General features: G+C 47.4%; 21 protein-coding genes. 17 read left to right on the top strand and 4 right to left on the bottom strand.

Translation table 11 applies throughout. From position 1 onward, the window contains the following. Nucleotides 1–97: 97 nt before the first annotated feature. The 9 genes from MHB85_RS26955 to MHB85_RS26915 all read left to right on the top strand — a co-directional run bounded on the left by MHB85_RS26955 (nucleotide 98) and on the right by MHB85_RS26915 (nucleotide 9,041). Nucleotides 98–550, top strand: a complete 453-nt coding sequence (locus MHB85_RS26955) for a disulfide oxidoreductase (RefSeq protein ID WP_192135744.1) — start codon at nucleotides 98–100, stop codon at nucleotides 548–550. 40 nt (nucleotides 551–590) lie between these two features. Then, entirely contained in the window at nucleotides 591–1,010 is a 420-nt protein-coding gene (locus MHB85_RS26950) for a FixH family protein (RefSeq protein ID WP_223199780.1), read from the top strand. A gap of 91 nt (nucleotides 1,011–1,101) precedes the next feature. Continuing rightward, nucleotides 1,102–2,082, top strand: a complete 981-nt coding sequence (locus MHB85_RS26945) for a LacI family DNA-binding transcriptional regulator (RefSeq protein ID WP_091019198.1) — start codon at nucleotides 1,102–1,104, stop codon at nucleotides 2,080–2,082. Nucleotides 2,083–2,244: 162 nt separating this feature from the next. Further along, complete coding sequence (locus MHB85_RS26940; RefSeq protein ID WP_149846814.1) at nucleotides 2,245–3,573, top strand: ABC transporter substrate-binding protein; 1,329 nt, start codon at nucleotides 2,245–2,247, stop codon at nucleotides 3,571–3,573. Nucleotides 3,574–3,720: 147 nt separating this feature from the next. Next, entirely contained in the window at nucleotides 3,721–4,605 is an 885-nt protein-coding gene (locus tag MHB85_RS26935; protein WP_341073988.1) for a carbohydrate ABC transporter permease, read from the top strand. Next, the gene (locus tag MHB85_RS26930) at nucleotides 4,602–5,432 is read left to right on the top strand and encodes a carbohydrate ABC transporter permease (protein ID WP_397376319.1); all 831 of its coding nucleotides are present in this window, start codon (nucleotides 4,602–4,604) and stop codon (nucleotides 5,430–5,432) included. The genes MHB85_RS26935 and MHB85_RS26930 overlap by 4 nt, the downstream gene beginning before the upstream one ends. Before the next feature lie 42 nt (nucleotides 5,433–5,474). Next, nucleotides 5,475–7,037, top strand: a complete 1,563-nt coding sequence (locus MHB85_RS26925; RefSeq protein ID WP_197997929.1) for a glycoside hydrolase family 32 protein — start codon at nucleotides 5,475–5,477, stop codon at nucleotides 7,035–7,037. An 83-nt stretch (nucleotides 7,038–7,120) separates the two neighbouring features. Then, nucleotides 7,121–8,614, top strand: coding sequence for an alpha/beta hydrolase family protein (locus MHB85_RS26920; RefSeq protein WP_341073987.1), 1,494 nt, complete (start codon nucleotides 7,121–7,123; stop codon nucleotides 8,612–8,614). Nucleotides 8,615–8,639: 25 nt separating this feature from the next. Beyond that, nucleotides 8,640–9,041, top strand: a complete 402-nt coding sequence (locus MHB85_RS26915) for a MerR family transcriptional regulator (protein WP_091019207.1) — start codon at nucleotides 8,640–8,642, stop codon at nucleotides 9,039–9,041. Between the two features lie 90 nt (nucleotides 9,042–9,131). On the opposite strand, the gene MHB85_RS26910 is transcribed toward MHB85_RS26915, so the two are convergent. The 4 genes from MHB85_RS26910 to MHB85_RS26895 all read right to left on the bottom strand — a co-directional run bounded on the left by MHB85_RS26910 (nucleotide 9,132) and on the right by MHB85_RS26895 (nucleotide 12,470). Next, nucleotides 9,132–9,809 (bottom strand): succinylglutamate desuccinylase/aspartoacylase domain-containing protein, encoded by a 678-nt coding sequence (locus tag MHB85_RS26910; protein ID WP_341073984.1) that lies wholly within the window; start codon nucleotides 9,807–9,809, stop codon nucleotides 9,132–9,134. A gap of 96 nt (nucleotides 9,810–9,905) precedes the next feature. Continuing rightward, the gene (locus MHB85_RS26905; protein WP_341074281.1) at nucleotides 9,906–10,874 is read right to left on the bottom strand and encodes an ABC transporter ATP-binding protein; all 969 of its coding nucleotides are present in this window, start codon (nucleotides 10,872–10,874) and stop codon (nucleotides 9,906–9,908) included. 22 nt (nucleotides 10,875–10,896) lie between these two features. Further along, on the bottom strand, nucleotides 10,897–11,697 hold the full coding sequence (locus MHB85_RS26900; RefSeq protein WP_091019211.1) for an ABC transporter permease: 801 nt from the start codon (nucleotides 11,695–11,697) through the stop codon (nucleotides 10,897–10,899). Continuing rightward, nucleotides 11,694–12,470 carry an ABC transporter permease gene (locus tag MHB85_RS26895; RefSeq protein ID WP_341073983.1) on the bottom strand — a complete coding sequence of 259 codons (777 nt, stop codon included), beginning with the start codon at nucleotides 12,468–12,470 and terminating at the stop codon, nucleotides 11,694–11,696. Before MHB85_RS26895 ends, MHB85_RS26900 begins: the two co-directional genes overlap by 4 nt. A gap of 305 nt (nucleotides 12,471–12,775) precedes the next feature. Between MHB85_RS26895 and MHB85_RS26890 the strand changes: the two genes are divergently transcribed. The 8 genes from MHB85_RS26890 (at nucleotide 12,776) to MHB85_RS26855 (ending at nucleotide 20,762) form a co-directional block, all read left to right on the top strand. Then, entirely contained in the window at nucleotides 12,776–13,627 is an 852-nt protein-coding gene (locus MHB85_RS26890) for a DegV family protein (RefSeq protein ID WP_340912731.1), read from the top strand. Between the two features lie 204 nt (nucleotides 13,628–13,831). Continuing rightward, entirely contained in the window at nucleotides 13,832–14,497 is a 666-nt protein-coding gene (locus MHB85_RS26885) for a response regulator transcription factor (protein ID WP_445739061.1), read from the top strand. Then, nucleotides 14,494–15,426 (top strand): sensor histidine kinase, encoded by a 933-nt coding sequence (locus MHB85_RS26880; protein ID WP_341073980.1) that lies wholly within the window; start codon nucleotides 14,494–14,496, stop codon nucleotides 15,424–15,426. The genes MHB85_RS26885 and MHB85_RS26880 overlap by 4 nt, the downstream gene beginning before the upstream one ends. A 127-nt stretch (nucleotides 15,427–15,553) precedes the next feature. Next, nucleotides 15,554–16,477, top strand: a complete 924-nt coding sequence (locus tag MHB85_RS26875; protein WP_036606847.1) for an ABC transporter ATP-binding protein — start codon at nucleotides 15,554–15,556, stop codon at nucleotides 16,475–16,477. Further along, on the top strand, nucleotides 16,461–17,168 hold the full coding sequence (locus MHB85_RS26870) for an ABC transporter permease (RefSeq protein ID WP_341073979.1): 708 nt from the start codon (nucleotides 16,461–16,463) through the stop codon (nucleotides 17,166–17,168). The genes MHB85_RS26875 and MHB85_RS26870 overlap by 17 nt, the downstream gene beginning before the upstream one ends. Nucleotides 17,169–17,273: 105 nt before the next feature. Then, nucleotides 17,274–18,086 (top strand): bifunctional hydroxymethylpyrimidine kinase/phosphomethylpyrimidine kinase, encoded by an 813-nt coding sequence (thiD, locus tag MHB85_RS26865; protein WP_017692191.1) that lies wholly within the window; start codon nucleotides 17,274–17,276, stop codon nucleotides 18,084–18,086. Between the two features lie 250 nt (nucleotides 18,087–18,336). Continuing rightward, the gene (locus MHB85_RS26860) at nucleotides 18,337–19,017 is read left to right on the top strand and encodes a response regulator transcription factor (RefSeq protein WP_341073977.1); all 681 of its coding nucleotides are present in this window, start codon (nucleotides 18,337–18,339) and stop codon (nucleotides 19,015–19,017) included. Further along, nucleotides 19,014–20,762 carry a sensor histidine kinase gene (locus MHB85_RS26855; protein ID WP_341073975.1) on the top strand — a complete coding sequence of 583 codons (1,749 nt, stop codon included), beginning with the start codon at nucleotides 19,014–19,016 and terminating at the stop codon, nucleotides 20,760–20,762. Before MHB85_RS26860 ends, MHB85_RS26855 begins: the two co-directional genes overlap by 4 nt. Nucleotides 20,763–20,776 lie beyond the last annotated feature (14 nt).

The following is a 20,776-nucleotide window of genomic DNA, read 5'->3' as shown; positions in this document are numbered from 1 at the left end:
CATCGAGTAATGACCTACATAACAGCTTGAATAGCCGATGGAGTCCAGAATGAGGTATGATAATTTGGTATAAGCAAAATGAAGAGGGGGACAGAGGATGAGTACATCATCAAAATCGGAGCGTCCAGCGAGAAATGTGGATACCCGGTTATTTGTTGCTTGGGCCGTTTCCGTTATTGCAACAGGGGGGAGTCTATATTTTAGTGAGATCAAGGGATATCTACCATGTGATCTATGTTGGTACCAGCGTATATTTATGTATCCACTAACGATCTTGCTGGGTATTGCGTACTTTAAGGACGACGTGGGCATCACGAAATATGTACTCCCACTTAGTTTCGTAGGTGGCGGCATTTCGTTATATCATGTAACGATTCAGCGTATCTTTTCGGCTACAGGCAATGCCGTGGCGTGCGGTAAGGTTCCATGTTATACCGACTATTTGAACTGGTTTGGTTTCATCACCATTCCACTACTGGCGCTGATCGCCTTTATTATCATCATCGTAATGCTGTGGGGTATCGGCAAAACATCAAAATCTTCTTTATAAGAAAGGACAGATGGTGATGAGTGGACAAGCTCGTTGGTTCATGCCCTTGATTGTTCTGGTCCTCCTGACAGTGGGATGCTCTTATGAGGAACAGTCACAATCGGGTGAGATGCCAGAGATGATCAAAGTGAAACTTGTCGTTCCAGAGAAGGCTTCTCTTCATAAACCAATACAGTTGCAGGTGAAGCTTACACAGGGAGATGCACCGTTAAGCCATGCCGACAATGTGCAATTTCAGGTCTGGAATGAGCTTGACGATCCGCCTTCTGTATCTCCGGAACAAGGTATGATGACAGCGGACGAACTGGAGAATCAGGGGGCTATTACTGCCAATGAGACAGAGGAAGGGCAATATGAAATCCAGCATACCTTTGAAGAACCAGGCACGTATGTGGTACAGGTCCATGTTACGCACGGAGCTATGCATAGCATGCCGAGAGCGAGAATTATAGCGGAATGAAAGAGCGGGCAGATACCGCGGATTGGTTCAGGGTTAGCAATAGGTTTATAATAATATCTGTATGAAGAATGTTGTAGGAAAAGAGGCTGTTATGGCAACTATTCATGATGTTGCACTCAGGGCAGGAGTTTCTGTAACTACCGTCTCGCGTGTATTAAACAACCGGGGATATATCAGTCAGAAGACTCGGGACAAAGTGTATCAAACCATGGACGAACTGAACTATCGCCCCAACGAAATTGCCCGTTCTCTTCTGCGTAAACAATCCAATGTTATAGGCTTGATTATTCCCGATGTATCCCATCCGTTTTTTGGAGAACTGGCTAACTATGTCGAGTACCATGCATACCAGAATGGATTTAAAATTATGTTATGCAATTCCCACATGGACCCTTCCAAAGAGCGTGAATATGTGGAAATGCTCAAGGGTAATCGCGTGGATGGCATTATTATGGGAAGTCATACACTTGAAGTCGATGAGTATATGAATTTGCATTCCCCAATCGTGACCTTTGATCGTAAGATCGGTGAAGACATCCCTTTTATCTCATCTGATAACTATCAGGGAGGGGTTATGGCTGCTGAATTGCTGCTCTCGAAGAACAGACGGAATCTGGCACATATCTGTGGTAATTTGGAATTGCAAATGCTGTCCAATCGCCGGACGACAGGTTTCGTTGATACATTGCAGGCTCATGGAGTCAAGCCGGTCATGATTCATGAAACCGATCTGAATGTGTTTGATCAGCATCAGTATACGGAATTGGTGGATAAGCTGCTTGCACAACACCCGGAGGTGGATGGGCTCTTTGTAACGAGTGATCTGATGGCGGTGCATGCGCTGAAGCAGATCATGTTAGGTGGGCGCAAGGTACCTGACGATATTGCTATTGTAGGTTATGATGACAGTCGTGCGGCAGCGTATACGGTGCCTGGCATAACAACGATCAGGCAGCCGGTGGAGGCCATGGCTAAGCTGGCGATTGATCTGATTCGGCGCCAGCTCGCGGAAGAGAAGATCGGAATGGAGCATATTTTGCCAGTTACCTTAGTGGAGAGAGAGACGACCTGATACAGGTCGTTTTTTCCTGTTTGTCCTTTTGTCACGAAAAAACAAGGCGCAATAATATTTTTTTTGAATGGTATGTCAAACGATTGACATGTCAAACCTTTGACATTATAATTCGATTTGTAAGCGTTTCCTTTTAAACTATCGATCGGGGGCCATAACAAGATGAAAAGAGAACAGAGATGGATGATGAAATTATCGGTATTGTCTTTGATTATGATGCTTGTATTGTCGGCATGTGGAAGTAAAGCAGCGACGGAGTCCAACTCCTCCTCAGAGGGGAGCAGCAGTGAGAGTGTCAAAATCACCTTGCTCAATTCCAAGTCGGAAATTAACAGTCAGCTGGAGCAAGCGGCTAAAGACTTCCATGCCGAAAATCCAAATGTCACACTTGAAATTGTACCTGTAGGCAGTGGACAGTCTCCGTTTGAAAAAGCGTCTGCTTTGTATGCCTCCGGCAGCCCTACAACGATGATGATGCTGGATACAGGGGATGTCGAGAAATTCAAGGATCGTGTTCTGGATCTCACATCCGAGTCTTGGATGAAGGACGCTGTGGAGAATAGCACAGCGGCTACAACGTTTGATGGCAAAAATTATGCCTTCCCGTTCTCTATTGAAGGATATGGATTCATCTATAACCAGAATGTTTTGGATCAGGCGGTAGGTGGGACATTCGATCCAAAGTCTGTACAGACCACTGCACAGCTTGATGAGCTGTTTCAAAAGATCGCTACTACTGGAAAATCACCTTTGATTGTATCTCCGATGGATTGGTCACTTGGTGCGCATTATTTGGGGCTTGCATATGGTGGGCAGTCGCCGGATCGTGCGAAGGTGGATCAATTCATTACTGATCTGAAGGCAGGTCAAGTGGACCTTGCTTCAAACGCCGTGTTTAATGGCTTGTTAGATACATTTGATCTGATGAAAACCTACAATATTGACAAGGCTTCTCCCCTGTCCGGAACTTATGAGCGTGGACCTGAGGTGCTTGGCAAGGGTGAGGTTGGCATTTGGTTCCAGGGCAACTGGGCATGGCCGCAAATTTCAAGCTTTGATACAGCAGATGGAAAATACGGCTTCCTGCCGGTACCTGTGAGCAATAATGCGGATGATTTCGGTAATACGCAAATCTCTGCTGCCGTATCCAAACGAATATTGCTGGATAAGGAAAAGAGCACACCAGCGCAGCAGGAAGCTGCGAAGAAATTTTTGGAGTGGATTGTTTATAACGAAAAAGGTCAGGATTTCCTGGTGAATCAAGCCAGTATTATTCCGGCATTCAGCAACATTACACTGGAGCCAACCGATCCGCTTGGCAAATCCATTAGTGAATACATCAAGGCAGGCAAAATCGAGGAATCAATGAGTACACTTCCTGCGGATCACTGGTCCAAACTGGGTGCATCTATGCAGAAATACTTGGCTGACGTCATTGACCGTGCCGGACTTGCCAGCGAAATTCAGGCATACTGGAGCAACGTGAAATAAAGGAGTTAATTTTAGCCCTGAGCAGCACATAGAGAGAGACTTGCGGTACGCCGGAGATGATGAATATACAGCTTCCACACGAGGTCTGTTCGACTTGTTTCCGGCATAACCGTTAGGCTAATCATTTGGATAGAGTGGAGGTTGACAATGCTGACCGAAAAAGGATTATGGACACGTCTGCGAACCCGTCTGATCTTTACTGGCCCGACATTATTTGCGTTTGCTACAGTGATGATTATTCCATTTCTGTATGGTATTTATTTGACGTTTACGAACTGGGATGGCATCGCCATCGATCAAAACTTTGTTGGCTGGGATAATTATATTGGTGTGTTCAAGGACACCGTGTTCTGGAAATCATTCGGGATGACGCTGGAGTACGTATTTATTACCGTTGTGCTCACCAATGCAGTTGCTTTCCTGCTCGCTTATGCTGTAACCCGGGGAATGAAGGCGCAGGGCTGGTTTCGGGCCGGATTTTTCCTGCCGAATCTGGTGGGTGGAATCGTGCTTGGTTTCATCTGGCAGTTTATTTTTAATCAGGTACTCGTCTTTGCGGGACAAAAAATGAACCTCACTCTGTTTTCCACCTCATGGCTGGCTGACCCCGACAAAGCGTTCTGGGCACTCATTGTGGTGACCGTTTGGCAGTATGCCGGTTATATGATGGTTATCTACATTGCAGGACTGATGAATGTGCCGAAGGATGTTATGGAAGCAGCCAGCATAGATGGGGCAAGTAATCGCAAAATGCTGGCGCGCATTGCATTGCCGCTGATGGTTCCTTCGTTTATTGTCTGCATCTTTTTGTCACTGCAACGGGGTTTCATGGTGTATGATCTGAACGTCTCCCTGACCAGTGGCGGGCCCTTCAAGAGCACCGAGATGGTATCCATGCATGTCTATGAGCAGGCCTTTCTTGCTCGTGACTACGGATTGGGGCAGGCAGAAGCCTTTGTGCTGTTTATCCTCGTGGCCGCCATTACACTGCTCCAGGTTTATTTCAGCAAAAAACTGGAGGTCGAGGCATGATGGCTGGACAATCGCGCATTTTCAACTGGATAAAGTTTAGTGCATTAATCGTTGTGATGATTTTGTTTGTATTTCCGTTTGTACTTCTCATCGTCAATTCGTTCAAGGCTAACCAGTCAATTACTTCCGATCCGCTGGGGTTACCAAGCTCCTTTCAATTCGATAATTATGTCAATGCGTTTGACAAAATGGGATATGTATCCGCCTTCAGCAATTCGTTGCTCATAACCGTTGCAGGTGTATTACTGATTGCTCTTTTTGCGGCGATGACAGCCCATTACTTTGTTCGCCACAATAGCAAGGTGAATCAGTATCTCTTTTTCCTGATGGTAGCTGCGATGATTATTCCGTTTCAGGCTATTATGATTCCGCTGGTTAAAATATACGGCTCGCTCAGCCTGCTGGATAACAAGTGGTCTCTGATCTACATGTATATTGGCTTTGGCAGTCCGCTCGCCGTATTTATCTATCATGGCTTTATCAAAAGTATTCCCCTGGAGCTTGAAGAAGCGGCTCTAATGGATGGCTGCGGTAGAGTGCAAACCTTTTTTCGAATCGTACTGCCGGTGTTACTGCCAACAACCGTAACGATTAGCGTGCTGAATGTATTGTGGATATGGAATGATTTTCTGCTGCCTTCCCTGGTGTTGACTTCATCCGAGCAGCGCACGCTGCCGCTGTCCACGTTTTATTTTTATGGGACATACACTGTCGATTACGGTCCATTGATGGCTGGTCTGGTCTTGACCCTGCTGCCAGTACTGATCGTGTATCTGTTTGCGCAGAAGTACATCATTCAGGGGGTCATGCAAGGGGCTATCAAATAATTTTAGTTGGGTGATAGAGAGAGAGACAGGAGTGAAGGACATATGAACCAGGAACGATACGAGAAACAGGAAATGGACACAAGGCAAGAGACAGACCTTGGACTGACGAGTTCGTCGGCTCACACGAAGGAGAGTTATACACTCGCCCGGGCCAACGCATATATCAAGAAACATCGACATCAGGTTGATCCAACCTATCGAATGGCCTATCATTTGATGCCGGAGGTGGGCTGGATGAATGATCCCAACGGCTTCATATACTTTGGCGGGATGTATCATATGTTCTATCAGCATTATCCCTACGAGCCGGTATGGGGGCCGATGCACTGGGGACATGCGGTGAGCCGTGATTTGGTTACGTGGTCGTATCTGCCTGTTGCACTGGCACCCGATCAGAGCTACGACAGTGGAGGCTGTTTCTCTGGAAGTGCGATCGTGCAGGATGGCAAGTTGGTGCTGATGTACACGGGGCATGTGGTGACTGGACCCGACAAGGATAACGATTACTTGCAGACACAGAATATCGCTGTCTCGGACAATGGAATTGATTTTGTCAAAAGCGCGATGAATCCCGTCATTCGACTGGATCAAATCCCAGCTCATACCAGTCCCAAGGACTTCCGTGATCCAAAAGTATTTGAACGAAACGGTGTGTACTATTGTGTCCTTGGATCGAATGATGCTGCGGGCAAAGGTGTCATTCTGTTATACCGTTCAACGGACTTGCAGGATTGGAGTTATGTTAACATTATGGCCCAGAGTGACGGGACGCTTGGCGACAATTGGGAATGTCCCGATCTGTTCACACTGGATGGTCAAGATGTGCTGATCATGTCTCCGCAGCGCATGCCTGCTCAGGGAGATAACTATCGCAACTTGCATTCGACCGTTTATATGATGGGAACGCTGGATGAAGACCAAGGTGTGCTGAAGTACGAGCAGTACGTTCCGCTGGATTGCGGCTTCGACTTTTACGCACCTCAGACGATGGAGGATGCACAGGGACGACGAATCATGGTGGCCTGGATGGATACGTGGGAAACGGAAATCCCGACACAACAGTCTCATGCCTGGGCTGGAGCGATGACGTTGCCGAGACAACTAATTCGCAGGGGAGAACGATTGATATTCCGGCCTCTGCCCGAACTTATACAGTACAGATCGGAAGGCAATGAGCAGTATGGTATACATTTAAGTGGTGATGAACATGATCTTGATCTTGGAATCAGCGGAGACCGTTACGAAATGTATGCTGTATTCGAAGCGGAGCAAGCACAGCACTTTGGGTTGAAACTGCGCACGGGTGAGGACGAAGAAACCGTGATTTCCTATGATGTGCAGCAGCGTCGTCTATGCTTAAATCGCGAGCGGGCGGGACAAGGGCCGGGGGGAGAACGTGCTGCGACCGTGGAACTGCTTGACGGGAAGCTGGAACTTCATATTTTTATGGATGTCAGCTCCATTGAGGTGTTCATTCAGCAGGGAGAGCAGGTAATGACAGGGCGGATATATCCTGGGCCGAACTCAACAGGTATTAAGGCTTTCGCGTCCGGAACGTGTACATTGACCGAACTTAGCAAATGGGATATACGAATTCCTCAATAAATTGTTTCTGAAATTCAGCCTTGACCTTGAAGTATACTTCAAGGTTTATTCTTGTTTCATCAACAACGTTTGGAGGATAAATGATGAAACTAATGGAATGGATACTGGTACTTGTAACGATTGCTGCAGCGTTGTGTATACCTTTGTACTCAAAGCGTCGGAAACTTGCGGCAGGGATGTCGGCTGCCTTGATATTAGCATTGCTGCTTCACGGCATATTAGATTCGTTTCGCGTGATGCTGCTGCCAACGTATCTTGTTGCAGGCATAATCTTCATCGTATTAATCATTAAGGTAGTGAAAGAGTATCGTAACAGAGTCACTGGGTATTTTGCAGAGAAGCAGAAACCGAAATGGCGTTCTTGGCTTCAACTCACGCTGGTTGCGATGCTGGCGCTGGTCTCTGGCGCTGGCTCAGGACTGCTCACTTGGTATTTTCCAGCATTTACGATACCTGATCCTACAGGGCAGTTTTCAATCGGTACATTTTCGCAACAATTGGTGGATGAAACCCGTGAAGAGACGTTTACACCCGAAAGCGGGGACAAGCGGGAACTGATGATTAACGTGTGGTATCCAGTGAACCCGGAGGATGTCAAGGGGATAACTCCTGAGTCTTACCCGTCTGAACTTGGAGAAGCCATCAGTCTGGTATTTGGTATCCCGCCCAAGGTGTTCAGCTACCTTGATACCATTCCGACACATGTGGTTAAAGGCGCAGCCATATCAGACGCAAGCCCTTCTTATCCGGTGGTGCTGTTCTCTCCCGGTGTCCGTTCTGCCCGTTTCCAGAGCATGACTGCTGTCGAGGAGCTGGTCAGCCATGGCTATATTGTTGTAGGTATGGATCATCCGTATACCTCAGCTCGCGTTACCTTCCCCGATGGGCGTAAAGTGTCTTATGAAGCCGGGCCTGAATTTGCAACGTCAGAAGAACTGTATCAATATAATGTTGAGGGCGTAGGCATTCGTGCAGCAGATGCACGTTTTGTACTCGACACGCTTGAACAGTGGAATCGGAATGATCCCAATCAGGTGTTGGAGGGCAAGCTTGACCTGAATCATACAGGCATTATGGGGCACTCTTATGGCGGGGCTACAACAGCCGAAGCACTCGCACAGGATGAACGTTTACGTGCAGGACTCAGTCTGGAAGGCGGCTTCTGGGGCAGCGTCTCCAAGACGTCATTAAAACAGCCTTTTATGTACATCATGTCTGGTGAAACGGCTAAAAGCTTCGATCCGAATGCTACATCCAAAGATAACGTGTTCTACCCTGAGTTTGAGCCGGATCTGGACCATGTGATGACGAGCAGTCTGAATGATACCTATTATCTGAAGGTGGAGAATTTCTTCCATCAAAGCTTTACGGATATTTCATTAATTTCACCGAAACTATTTGCCAGAGGCATGACGCCAGAACATAATGTGGATATAACTAGATCCTATGCGCTCGCATTCTTTGACCGTTATCTCAAAGGAGAGGAGCAGCCGTTATTGCAAGGCCCTGCATCTCAGTTTTCTGAGGTTACTTATGATGCCACGTATACCAAGATACGCAACAAACAAACACAATAAATTCGCAAGGGGTGGAGGAGTAGGCATGGAAACCATGACAAGAGGAATGTTGGCCAAGCGTACAGGTGTGAGTATGGCAACTCTCCGTTATTACGAAGATAGTGGAATTCTGCCTGCTCCCCGTCGTTCCTCCAACGGATATCGGGTGTATACCGAGGATTATCTGGTCAAAATTAAGTTCATTAAGGATGCCCAGTTGCTGGGTTATTCCTTAAAGGAGATACAAGAGACCCTGCAACTGCTCAGCCAGGAAGACATGGAAAAAGATACGTTAAAAACACTCGTCCGTGACCAAATCGCTGATATTCAGAAGCATATTGACCATCTGGAACAGATGCAGATTCATCTGGCACGACTGTTGCATACACCGGAGGACGATATTGACAATTATATTCAATCGTTCAGGGTGCAAAAGAAAGAGTTATAAACTGTAAAACCTCGAACAAAGAGCGCCTTAAGATGTACTTCGGGCGCTCTCTGTCCGAGGTTTCTTTTAGTTCTATTGTAATGTTCTTCATCACGACATGCCCGCCTCACGCAGAAAATGGTGAACAATCTCCGTCTGATACTTGATACGGGTCGCGCGCTTCAGACTCCAGCAGGTCTCCACCGTAACAGAACGGGCTTGTAATAGTCTTGAAGCCGCTGTACGGGCAGATCCCGGCAATTCATGCTGCTTGAGGTTAAAATGACGATCACGAATGGCAATCGATCGATTCATCCGTTCGATAACTCTTCTGCAAGCTGGAATGGTGCGACTGCCGGGATTGGTGATCAACGTCTGTCCAAGCACCCGCGAACTCAGTTGAGACAGGCCGTTGGCTTCATGCAGATCGAGCCACCAGTCGGCCCGATGTTCACGCGCCAAACGAAAAACTGCCGCAGCGAGCGGATGCTTGGCCTTGCCTGACATACGGCGTGGAAACGTACGATTCAGATCTGGCTTGCCTCTGATTTTCTTAACGTAGGCTTGCTGGTTCACGCGTGGCACGATAATTAACAGCCCCCGCTGAATGGCGTGACGACCTGTCGCACAATCATCTGCGAGTTTTTGCGCAGCAGCCATGCTCGCCGTTTCGTTCCCGTGAACCCCGGAGGTAATGAACATCACGGGCCCCGGCATGATGCCACGTACGATGAAGTAGGGAGTAGCGTGTACGCTGGATGCTGCAAGGACATGTTTGGTCACAAGCATGACGCTTCACCTCCAATAGTACAGTACGCCATGTCCCTCTTTCATGTAACGGCGTAAGAACAGGTCTTCATCCTATTTCCTCACAAAATGGGCCAACTAATACACCCGGTGGATGATATCTTCGAAATCGGGTTCCTTCATCTCCACATCTTCAATCTCACCCCATTGCTCAAGCTGCTTCAGAATGTCCATCGTGCTCCATTCCTTCCGGTTAACTTCGACGGTGACAATCTGCCCTTCCACTCCTGTGATCTGAATGGCGGACGGTATGGTATCAGGCATAAGAAATGAACCCCGATACGTAACTCGGATAAGTGTCGGCAGACCGATAGTGTCACGCAGAGAAGGGATCGAGCCGTCATATGTAAGTTGACCGTGATTGATCACCATCACCCGACTGCATAACTGCTCAATGTCATCCATATCATGGGTGGTCAGCAAAATCGTTTTGCCAAACGTTTCATTTAATGTACGTAGAAATTGACGAATGTTCCGCTTTGCGTTCACATCCAGTCCAATCGTTGGTTCATCGAGAAAAAGCAGTTCGGGATCATGCAGCATGGAAGCTGCGAGATCCGCACGCATGCGTTGTCCAAGCGAGAGCTTGCGGACAGGCGTGGCCCAGAACGATTCAAGGTCCAGCAGCTCGGCGAACTGGGACAGCCGTCTCTTTTTGTCCTCGGTACGGACGCCGTACATCTCGGCCAGAATATCATATGAATCTTTCACGGGCAGATCCCACCAGAGCTGGCTGCGCTGTCCAAACACAACGCCGAGTCGACCCACGGTCCTGCGCCTGTCCTGATGCGGGTTCATACCGTCAAGCCTTACCTCACCCGAGGTGGGGTGCAGGATACCTGTCAGCATTTTGATTGTGGTAGACTTGCCAGCCCCGTTCGGACCGATGTAACCCACAAACTCACCTGGGCCGATATCAAAACTGATATCGCGTACCGCTTCCTTGGACACATATTCACGTGAAAATAACGTACGTAGACCTGAGAAACGTCCTTCACGAATAACAGGAGTTTTGAATTCCTTTTGCAGATGCCGTGCTGTGATCATGTTCATAATTCGTTACGCCTCCTTAGCTACCTGTACTTTGATATTTGGTCATGCCGAATTGCCAGAAACGCAGACTTGCAGCCAAACTCAGTACGGCAACCGCAGCAACAGCAACAAGGACCCATGCTCCTCCTTCACCCCGCAGTAGATAGAGTGACGGAATATAGTTGACGAATCCCACGGGAATCACCGTTAGCAGAATGCCAGACATCCATTTGGGATATAACGTTAGCGGATATTGGGCAGCCGTTCGTGCTGCATCTTCAGTAATCGTCTGTAATTCCTCGATGCGTGTGGTCCAGAATCCGAGTGTAGCAGTAGCGAGTCCAATGGAAAAGAGAATGACTGCACCCGTCAGGATAATAAACAGGGAGAAGGGAATGGCGATCCAGCCAATCTGTCCGCTATGCATCATGCCTGCCAATGACCAGCAGAGAATGAACCCGCCTTGCAGGACTTCCCCAGCCATGATGCGGAAGTTTTGCGGCAGCAGTGCCAGCAATACGGGCATGGGACGTGTTAACAGTTGATCAAGCTCACCATTAACCAGATATTTTTCCAGATGATGAACTTCGTTTCCGAATGTGCGATACAGTGTTTTGGATAACGTCATGATGGCAAAGAGATAACCGATCTCATGGAGGGACCAGCCTTTAATTGCTCCGAATTTGTGCAGCACGAGAGCCACCATCAGAAACTCGGAGATCTGAATTAAAGCGGCCAGTACGGACGCCATGATGAAATTGAACTTGTATTGCATCCGGCTGCGGATGCTTGTTCGAATCAGCATTTTATATAAATTGAACCAGGAAGTTCGCTTCATCCGCCTTGTACCTCCACTTTACGACGTAACACTTGGGTAATCGCAAGACAGATCAACGTCATAAAGACACACCAAAGCAAGGTTCCCCATAACAAGGAGCCATCTTCGAAACCAAGATAGATTCGGGTAGGTACATAGAGCAGGAAAGGGTAGGGGGATATCCAGGCAAGTTGTTCAAGCCAGTCCGGTAGCCATTCCAGCGGAATGAAAAAACCAGCCAGCAGATTCATCATCGCGTGATTGCCCCAGTGAAGCCAGGAGGACTCCGTGGTCCACATCGACGTGGCACCAATAATGTAGTTCATGCAGATGGACAAGTATGCGGCGCCGGCAAGACCAAGTGCGGCATAGAATAGTGTTGAAACGTCTGAGGGCCAATCCAGGGAAAAGACAATGGAGAAGAGCAGGTAGATCGGAATACTTTTGTACACGAACTGGTAGGCAATCTGCCCCCATTCGCGTGCCAACAGGTGGGTGAACAGATGAACAGGCCTCATCAGATCAAGTGCGATCTGCCCTGTCCTGACGGATAAGGGAATACCCAATCCGTTCGTGAGAAAACCCGAGATCCAGAGAGAGGATTGCGTGAACGCAATGTAACTGATCATCCCCTGTGTCCCGTATTCTCCGAGCGTATGGTCGGCCCCGATGCCGATCCAGAGGCAGGCATACATGTAACCAAACATGGCGCTTGCCAAGTTATGTACCATGTGTGCCCCGCGGTATTGCAGATTCCGGGAGTAGGCTTTGGAAGCCAGAGTGAAATAAAGCATGTGACACCTCCGATAAGTGGATTGAACGGCGTTTCCGTTCACTTCAGTCAAGGCGAAAAAGAGAGAAGGACAACAGCATACCAATTTATTCCTTCACAGGCAAGACATTTTTTTAGCTAATAATGGTATTAACAGGGGTGTTCATGATTGCGCCACAAGACAACGGTCTGTCCGTTCATTTATAATTGAGAGGTAGTATCGCAAACGTTTACAATGTGAAATATTCAAATTTTAAATAAACCGCCGGGCTTGTGCTTGACGATTGAGGATACAGAACGAACAATCCGGCAAGAGAGAAGGATGTCATGAAGAAAATTGCATGGGTCACCGATAGTACCAGTACACTGGATCCCGTTTTTGCGGAGCAAAATCATATCTACATCGTACCGCTGCGCATCTTATTTGGAGAGGAATGTTACCGGGAAACCGATGACATTACATCTGAAATGTTCTATGAGAAACTTGCGGAGGCTTCACGTGCGAGCAGTTCGCAGCCACCCATTGGCGAATTCATTGAACTGTATGAGTCGCTCAAAGACAAGTACGATGAGATTATTACGATTCATTGCTCTACAGAGCTTAGCGGAACGCTGCATACGTCCATGCAGGCTGCAGAGATTGCAGGAGTGACGGTGACCGCAATTGATTCAAAGGCAGGTGCCTATCCTCACCGTGAGATGATTATGCAAGGACTGGAATGGCAGAAGCAGGGATGTTCAGCTGCAGAGATCAAAGTAAACATTGAACAGATGATTGATAACATGTCCTTTTACCTCATACCGGCCAGTCTTCAGCATCTTCATCGCAGTGGACGGGTGTCGGGCACACAGCTGATCATCAGTCAACTGCTCAAGATCCATCTGCTGCTCCGATTTGAAGAGGGCAAAGTGGTTGTGAATGAGAAGATTCGCACGTTCAAGCGGACGAAAGATCGCATGCTGGATATGCTCAAGCTGGATATGGAGAAAGTAAAGCATGTGTGCATTATGCATGCGAACAATCAGGAAGAAGCCGTCACAATCAAGAAGCAGATTGCCAATCTGCTCCCTAAATTAAAGACCGAAATCATGCCGTTTATCCCTGTGGTGAGTATTCATGCAGGTGCAGGAACCATTGGACTGTGCTGGATCCACAGTGAAAACGGATATAGAGAATAGAAGCACCAGCATTGATCTACAGACACTCATAGACCTGGCAGGAAACACACTTTATCCCAAAGTGGTGCTCCTGTCAGGTTTTTTCGTATGTCATTGCCAATTCAAACAAACTGTGAGGTAATAAAGAAAACTGTTCATGTTGGAGGGAAACATGTGTTAAGTCACCGCTTGTTGCTTGTTGAAGATGATCGTTCAATTAGTGAGATGGTCGGTCCATACTTGGAAAAAGAGGGCTACGACATCACTTATGCATATGACGGCTTAGAGGCAGAACGTCAGTTCAGCCAGTCACAACCCGGGTATGATCTGGTTATTCTGGATCTGATGCTGCCCCGCAAAAGTGGGATGGATGTGCTGCAAACCATTCGGGCAGTCAGTCTGGTACCTGTGCTCATTCTGTCTGCGAAGGATGGGGAGGTGGACAAAGCGTTAGGTCTGGGCTTCGGCGCAGATGATTACTTGAGCAAACCTTTCTCGTTAATTGAACTGACTGCCCGCATCAAAGCTGCGATTCGCCGCGCCAATTATACTACTCAGCCTGTGGCTGAAGTGGCTAAAGATCAACGTATTCACATTGGAGGACTCGTAGTTGACATGGAGACGTACGAGGTGGAACGTGAAGGTACACCCGTCAAGCTGACATCCAAGGAATTTGGAATTCTGAAGCTGTTGGTTACCCATCCTGGCAAAGTGTTCACCAAGGCTCAGATTTACGCTTCTGTCTGGAACGATCATTATTATGGAGACGAAAATATCATTAACGTACATATGCGTCGTCTGCGTGAGAAACTGGAGGCGGACCCTTCGGCTCCCCAATATATCAAGACACTCTGGGGCATCGGGTATAAGCTGGAGGCGGAGCAGGGATGACACTGATTTTTGCCATCACGACAGGTATTCTGGCCATTGCCTTCATTATATTGTGGTTGAAATTCCGGAAAAGAAACCAACACCTGACCTATATTCATCAAAAAATATCCGATATTTTGGATCAAGGCACCTTTGAGCGTTTGCTTGTATTCAATAGTGATGACCAAGTCAGTCAGCTTCTGAAAGACATGAACCAGCTGCTGGATCATGCGCACCGCGCTAAGGCCGGTTATGCGAACCAGGAGAAGGAGATGCGTAACATGCTCTCCAACATTTCGCATGATCTGAAAACGCCACTCACCGTTGTGCTGGGTTATAGTGAGACCTTGCTGCATAGTCCATCATTGACCGATCAGGAACGGAAGATTATGACGGAGAAAATACAAGATAAGGCGCAGGAAGTGCTGCGTTTGATCCATTCCTTTTTTGATCTGGCGAAGCTGGAATCTGGAGACACGGAGCTGGTGCTTAGTCGAGTGAATATAAGCGAATTATGCCGGTTGAAAATGCTTTCCTTTTATGAAATGTTGACGAATCTGGGGTTGCACGTGGAGCTGGAGATACCTGATGGTGATCTCTTCGTACAAGCGAATGAAGAAGCATTGGACCGTGTGCTGGATAATCTCATTACCAATGGAATGAAATATGGAGCAGAGGGTAAGGTACTGGGACTTTCACTTGATCATTCGATAGGCGGACCTGTGACGCTACAGATCTGGGATCAGGGAAAAGGGATTCCTGAGAGCGAGCATAGTCGTGTGTTTGAACGCATGTATACACTGGAGGATTCCCGCAATCGACTCTATCAAGGCAGCGGCCTGGGTCTGACCATTACGAAACGGCTAGTTGAGCGGATGGGTGGAAGTATTCACTTGTATAGTGTGCCACATCAACGGACTGTATTCTCGGTTACCTTAAAGGCTTGGTAGACCCTGCGTTGGCGTGTCCGGTCAGACTTAAGGTTTTTGTAAGATTTGATTAATAAAAAAGAAGACTTTTCTCTTTACAATATAGATATAGGAACCCGGACAGGGGACGTAAAGGAGAACAAGGACGATGAATTATATCGCACGAACAATAGATGTGACTAAAGTATATGAAGGGGTGGAGGTTGTATCCAACGTCAATATGAATATTAAGCAAGGTGAGATCTATGGATTCCTCGGTCCGAATGGTGCTGGTAAAACAACCATCATGAAGATGCTCACCAATCTCGTCAAACCAACCACAGGGGAGATAGAACTGTTTGGGGAGAAGCTTACACCGACCTCCTATGAAGTGCTGAAGCGAATGGGCAGCATTATTGAATATCCTTTTTTCTACGATAGACTGTCTGCTCGCGAGAATCTGGAGCTTCACTGTGAATACATGGGATTCTATAACAAAAAGATCATCGACAACACGATGGAAATGGTAGGGCTGAAGGATACGGGCAAGAAACCGGTCAAGGACTTCTCCTTGGGCATGAAGCAAAGGCTCGGACTGGCTCGTGCACTTATAACCACACCAGAACTGCTCATTCTGGATGAACCGATCAACGGATTGGATCCTGTAGGGATCCGGGAGATGCGAGATTTGTTCAAGCGCCTTAGCAATGAGTATCGCATTACCCTGCTGGTCTCCAGTCACATTCTTGGCGAGATAGAGCAGATTGCGGACACAGTTGGTGTCATTCGCGGCGGTCGCTTGGTGGAGGAAGTATCGATGGAGAGCATACGTGGAAGTCAAAATGAGTACATTGAGTTACAGGCGGTGGATATCCGCAAAGCGACCTATGTCATTGAACACCAGCTTGGTTTGAGTAATTATAAACTGGTTGATGACCAAACGTTACGTATCTATGATCCGGGAATCATTCCATCGGAACTGAACACCAAGCTGATCCAACACGGCATTGAGATCGAATCGATATCCAAACGGGCTCATTCCCTGGAAGAACACTTCATGAAGCTTGTGAAAGGGGATGAAGACGTTGCTTAAACTAATCAGACTTGAGATGCGGAAGCACCGTTTTGCACGTAATTTTGCAGGTGCAGGTATTGCCAATATAGCCGTTCTTCTTTTCTTGATCATGATTGGATTCGTGGATGTGGGAGCAGAAGATTATGCCTATGGTGATTACCAGACCGCCTTTATGATTATTGATACGTTTGTGAGAGCGACCTTTATCATATTTGCAGGAGCTTTATTATCCAAGCTGGTGATCAGTGAGTATAGAAATAAAACGATGAACGTCATGTTCACCTATCCCATCCAGCGTCATAAAATCATTGCTGCCAAATTGATTATCGTGTTTGGTTTTACATTTGTGATGATTATGGTTACCGATCTGTTGATGGGTTCACTGCTGTTGATTGTTAATCAATTCTACTCCTTCATTCCCGGATCATTGACGAATCAGGATATATGGGGACTTCTGGTGAAGTACAGTATGAGTTCTTTATCGGCTGCGTGTATGGCACTCATTCCCCTATTCTTCGGTATGCGGAAGCATTCTGTCACAACTACAATGGTCTCGTCCATTTTGCTGGTTTTGATTGTCTGCTCCGGATTCAACGGGTCGGAAGTTTCCATTCATTCGCTTATTATTATCCCTCTGACCCTTGGAGCAATAGGGATATGGATTGCTTTGATGTCCATGGTTCGTCTGGAGACAAAAGATGTGAACTGAATCATTCGGAAAACCATGCTCTGTATGGCTTCAGATGCCATTGACATCCGCTCGTACAAGGGATAGGATAATGTCAACTGAGACACGAAGGAGAATGCAACTACCATGACGATTCCAAAAACATTAACAATAGCTGGTTCGGACACGAGCGGCGGTGCAGGTATTCAAGCTGATTTGAAAACTTTTCAGGAGCTGGGTGTGTATGGCATGACCGTACTGACTACGGTTGTGGCAATGGAGCCCGAAACATGGGATCACCAGGTCTTTCCTGTTGAATTAAATGTAGTTGAAGCGCAGCTTCGCACTGTTCTGGACGGCATCGGTTTTGATGCCATGAAGACAGGTATGCTCGGTTCAGTAGATATTATTGAATTGGTAGCAAAACATATTCGTCGCAGCGGTCTGCCACAGATCGTTATCGATCCGGTAATGGTATGCAAAGGTACAGACGAAGTACTGCAACCGGAAAATACGGAAGCGATGATCGAATTCCTGTTGCCAGGTGCTGATCTGGTTACACCTAATCTGTTCGAAGCATCCCAACTGGCGAAGAGTGGACCAATTCGCTCCAAGGAACAGATGGAAGCAGCGGCAGCAGCAATTCATGCCCATGGCTCGAAACATGTTCTGATCAAGGACAGAGGTGTCATTAGCCCGGGTAAAGCAATGGATCTACTCTATGATGGAACCAACTACGAATGGTTTGAAGCCGATGTTGTCGGCTCCGGATATACGCATGGTGCGGGCTGCACGACGTCTGCGGCGATTACCGCAGGATTGGCTCGTGGTCTTTCAGTGAAAGAGGCTGTTCGTGAAGGTAAAGCCTTCGTGACCAAAGCGATTGCCGGCGGATTCCCGCTGAACCGTTTTGTTGGCCCGACACTGCATGTGGCACACCGTCTGGAGCAACAACGTTAAGTGTTGCCAGGGAGCGCGCAGTAGCGCATCAATTCTGGATAACACACTTCGATTTCATTCAAGTAGCTGTCAATGAGCAGGAGCATGCTCGTTGACGGCTTCTTTTTTATGCGAATTTTTATAAAAATTAGTAACTTTTGGCTTATATTAGTCGTATATATCATGGGAGCATTCCAAAACATGTGTGGACACATGAACGACACATGGAATAGGTATGTTATCATCAGAAATCTAAAAAGGAGAGTCGGCCATGATCAGAACAGTGCTTCTGGTGGAAGATGAAAGCCGCATTCGTGAGATTGTGGCCGATTATTTCATAAAAGAACAATGGAACGTCATAGAAGCAGAGCATGGAGTACAGGCACTGGAACTGTTGGCTCTGCATGAGGTGGATCTGGTTATTCTGGATGTTTTGATGCCTGAAATGGATGGATGGACGTTATGTGGGCATATTCGATCCCAATCCACCGTACCTATTATCATGCTGACTGCACGGTCCGAGGATGACGATAAAATTCATGGATTTCAGCTGGGCGTAGACGATTACGTCACCAAGCCGTTTAGTCCACGTGTGCTGGTTGCACGTGCAGAGACATTAATGAAGCGTGTTGAAGGTGCATTTGGACGAGAGCAGGGTGTGATTCACTTCGGAGAGGTAACCCTTGATCCATGGGCCAGACGCCTGGAGAAGGACGGAATTGAAGTGGAACTTGCACCAAAGGAATATGATCTGTTGCTTTATTTGGTGCGTAATTCAGGCATTGTGTTGTCCCGGGATGCCATTTTGAATCGGATCTGGGGATTTGATTTTGAAGGGGACTCACGTGTTGTGGATACCCACATCAAGAAGCTGCGCAGCAAATTGGGTGATGAAGCCAAGTGTATCCGGACGGTGATTGGCACTGGATATCGTTTCGAGGCAGAAGCATGAGAAGAAATGGCGTAACGATGAAGCTTTTCCTGGTCATGGCAGGATGTCTGGTTCTTCTATATGGGACGACGGTTTTTGCCCAGTTGGTCTGGTTCCCCGACTTCTATCAGCATCAAAAGGTCAGCAGTATGAAGAAAAAGCTGTCCAAGTTCGAACAGCAATATTCCAATGGACATTGGAGTGATTTACAGCTAGCCAAGGAGACCGGGAAATTCATGCGTCAGAATCAATCACACCTGGTCATTCTGACGAATAAAGGAAGACTGGTTAATGACCCGTTCCACATTACGTTGCTTCAAGAGGATGGGAGTCACGTGAAGGTGTCCTTGTCCTTGTTTATCAATAGTGAGAATGCTGGCTGGATTACATCCCATCTGAAGTATGGGCAAGAACTGACGGTGAGAGGACCGGCAAGCGGGTCCATGGTCTATCCATTCAAAATCCAGGATGCCACTTCTGCCGCATGGGGAACAGAAAGCTTTCAGGAATCAATTGAACCGGTAAAGGAATGGTCAGGCGTATTGACCGAGGTAGTTCTTCCCAATCTGGCAACGTGGAGTCAGAGGCAGGGACTGCTGGTGCAAGCCCTGGATAGCCGGTTCCCATTATCCACCGAAGACCAACTGGCCTTGGCGAATGGCAAAATGCTTAATGAAGAATGGATGGATAGCTGGAGCGGTGTTCGCAATGTCATCACCATTGCTCCAGTGCATCGTTCCGGACCCGAGCAGCAACTGATCTTCTCGCTCACCTCTCTACAGGAGATGAGGGAAGCGAATGAGGCAACACGTTTGTTCTATGCGTATTTTGGCATTGGGGCATTTATATTGATTCTGTTGCTGGCGTTACTCCTGTCCCGAATTGTAACGAAGCCGCTCTTGGCCTTGAATCATGTCGCCAAGAAAATGTCTACGCTGGATTTCACGGTGAAATCACCCATCCGGCGTAATGATGAAATCGGCAGTCTGTCTAACAGCCTTAATGCCTTATCGGGAACCTTGGGTCAGACACTGGAAGAGCTGAGGCAGGCCAACACGCAGATGCGTACAGATATGGAAATGAAGCAGGAGATTGAACAGCGTCAGCGCAAGTTTTTTGCCGATGCATCACATGAACTTAAGACTCCAATCAGCATTATTAAGGGATATTCTGAAGGGCTGAAGGATGGCGTGAGTGAGAGCAAACGGGAGCGTTACATTGAGATCATTGCCGATGAGGCGATCAAAATGGAAACGATGGTTGAAGAGATGCTGGATCTGGTGCGACTGGAATCCTCAGCGGTTCAATTAAATACGGATGCTGTTGCACTGGCTGACATGATTGAAGATATCGCCGGCCGTCTGGGTCCGCAACTGAAGGACAAAGGATTGGATGTGGTGCTTGTATCCACAACAGAACAGACGGTTGAGGGTGACCGAAGCAAGCTGGAGCAAGTTATTTTCAATATCATGATGAATGCTATACGTCATGCAATACCACATACCGATATAACTATTGAGATTAGCAGGCGTGAAGGTTTTGTCCATATTTCCATTGAGAACAAGGGCGAGCAGATAGCTGAAGCTGAGCGGCAGTATATATGGGAGAGGTTCTATCGGGTAGAGCGCTCACGTAATCGTAAAATGGGGGGGACCGGGCTTGGTCTGGCCATTGCGAAGCAGATTCTTGATCTGCATGGGTGCAGTTATGGAGTGGAGAATACACCGGATGGAGTCCGTTTTTATATTATTTTTCCTAAAGCCTAGTACGAAAGGGAGTC

This window comes from Paenibacillus sp. FSL K6-4396 (assembly GCF_038002525.1).
GTDB classification, from domain to species: Bacteria; Bacillota; Bacilli; order Paenibacillales; family Paenibacillaceae; genus Paenibacillus; species Paenibacillus amylolyticus_B.
This window is presented reverse-complemented; position numbering and strand designations above follow the sequence as displayed.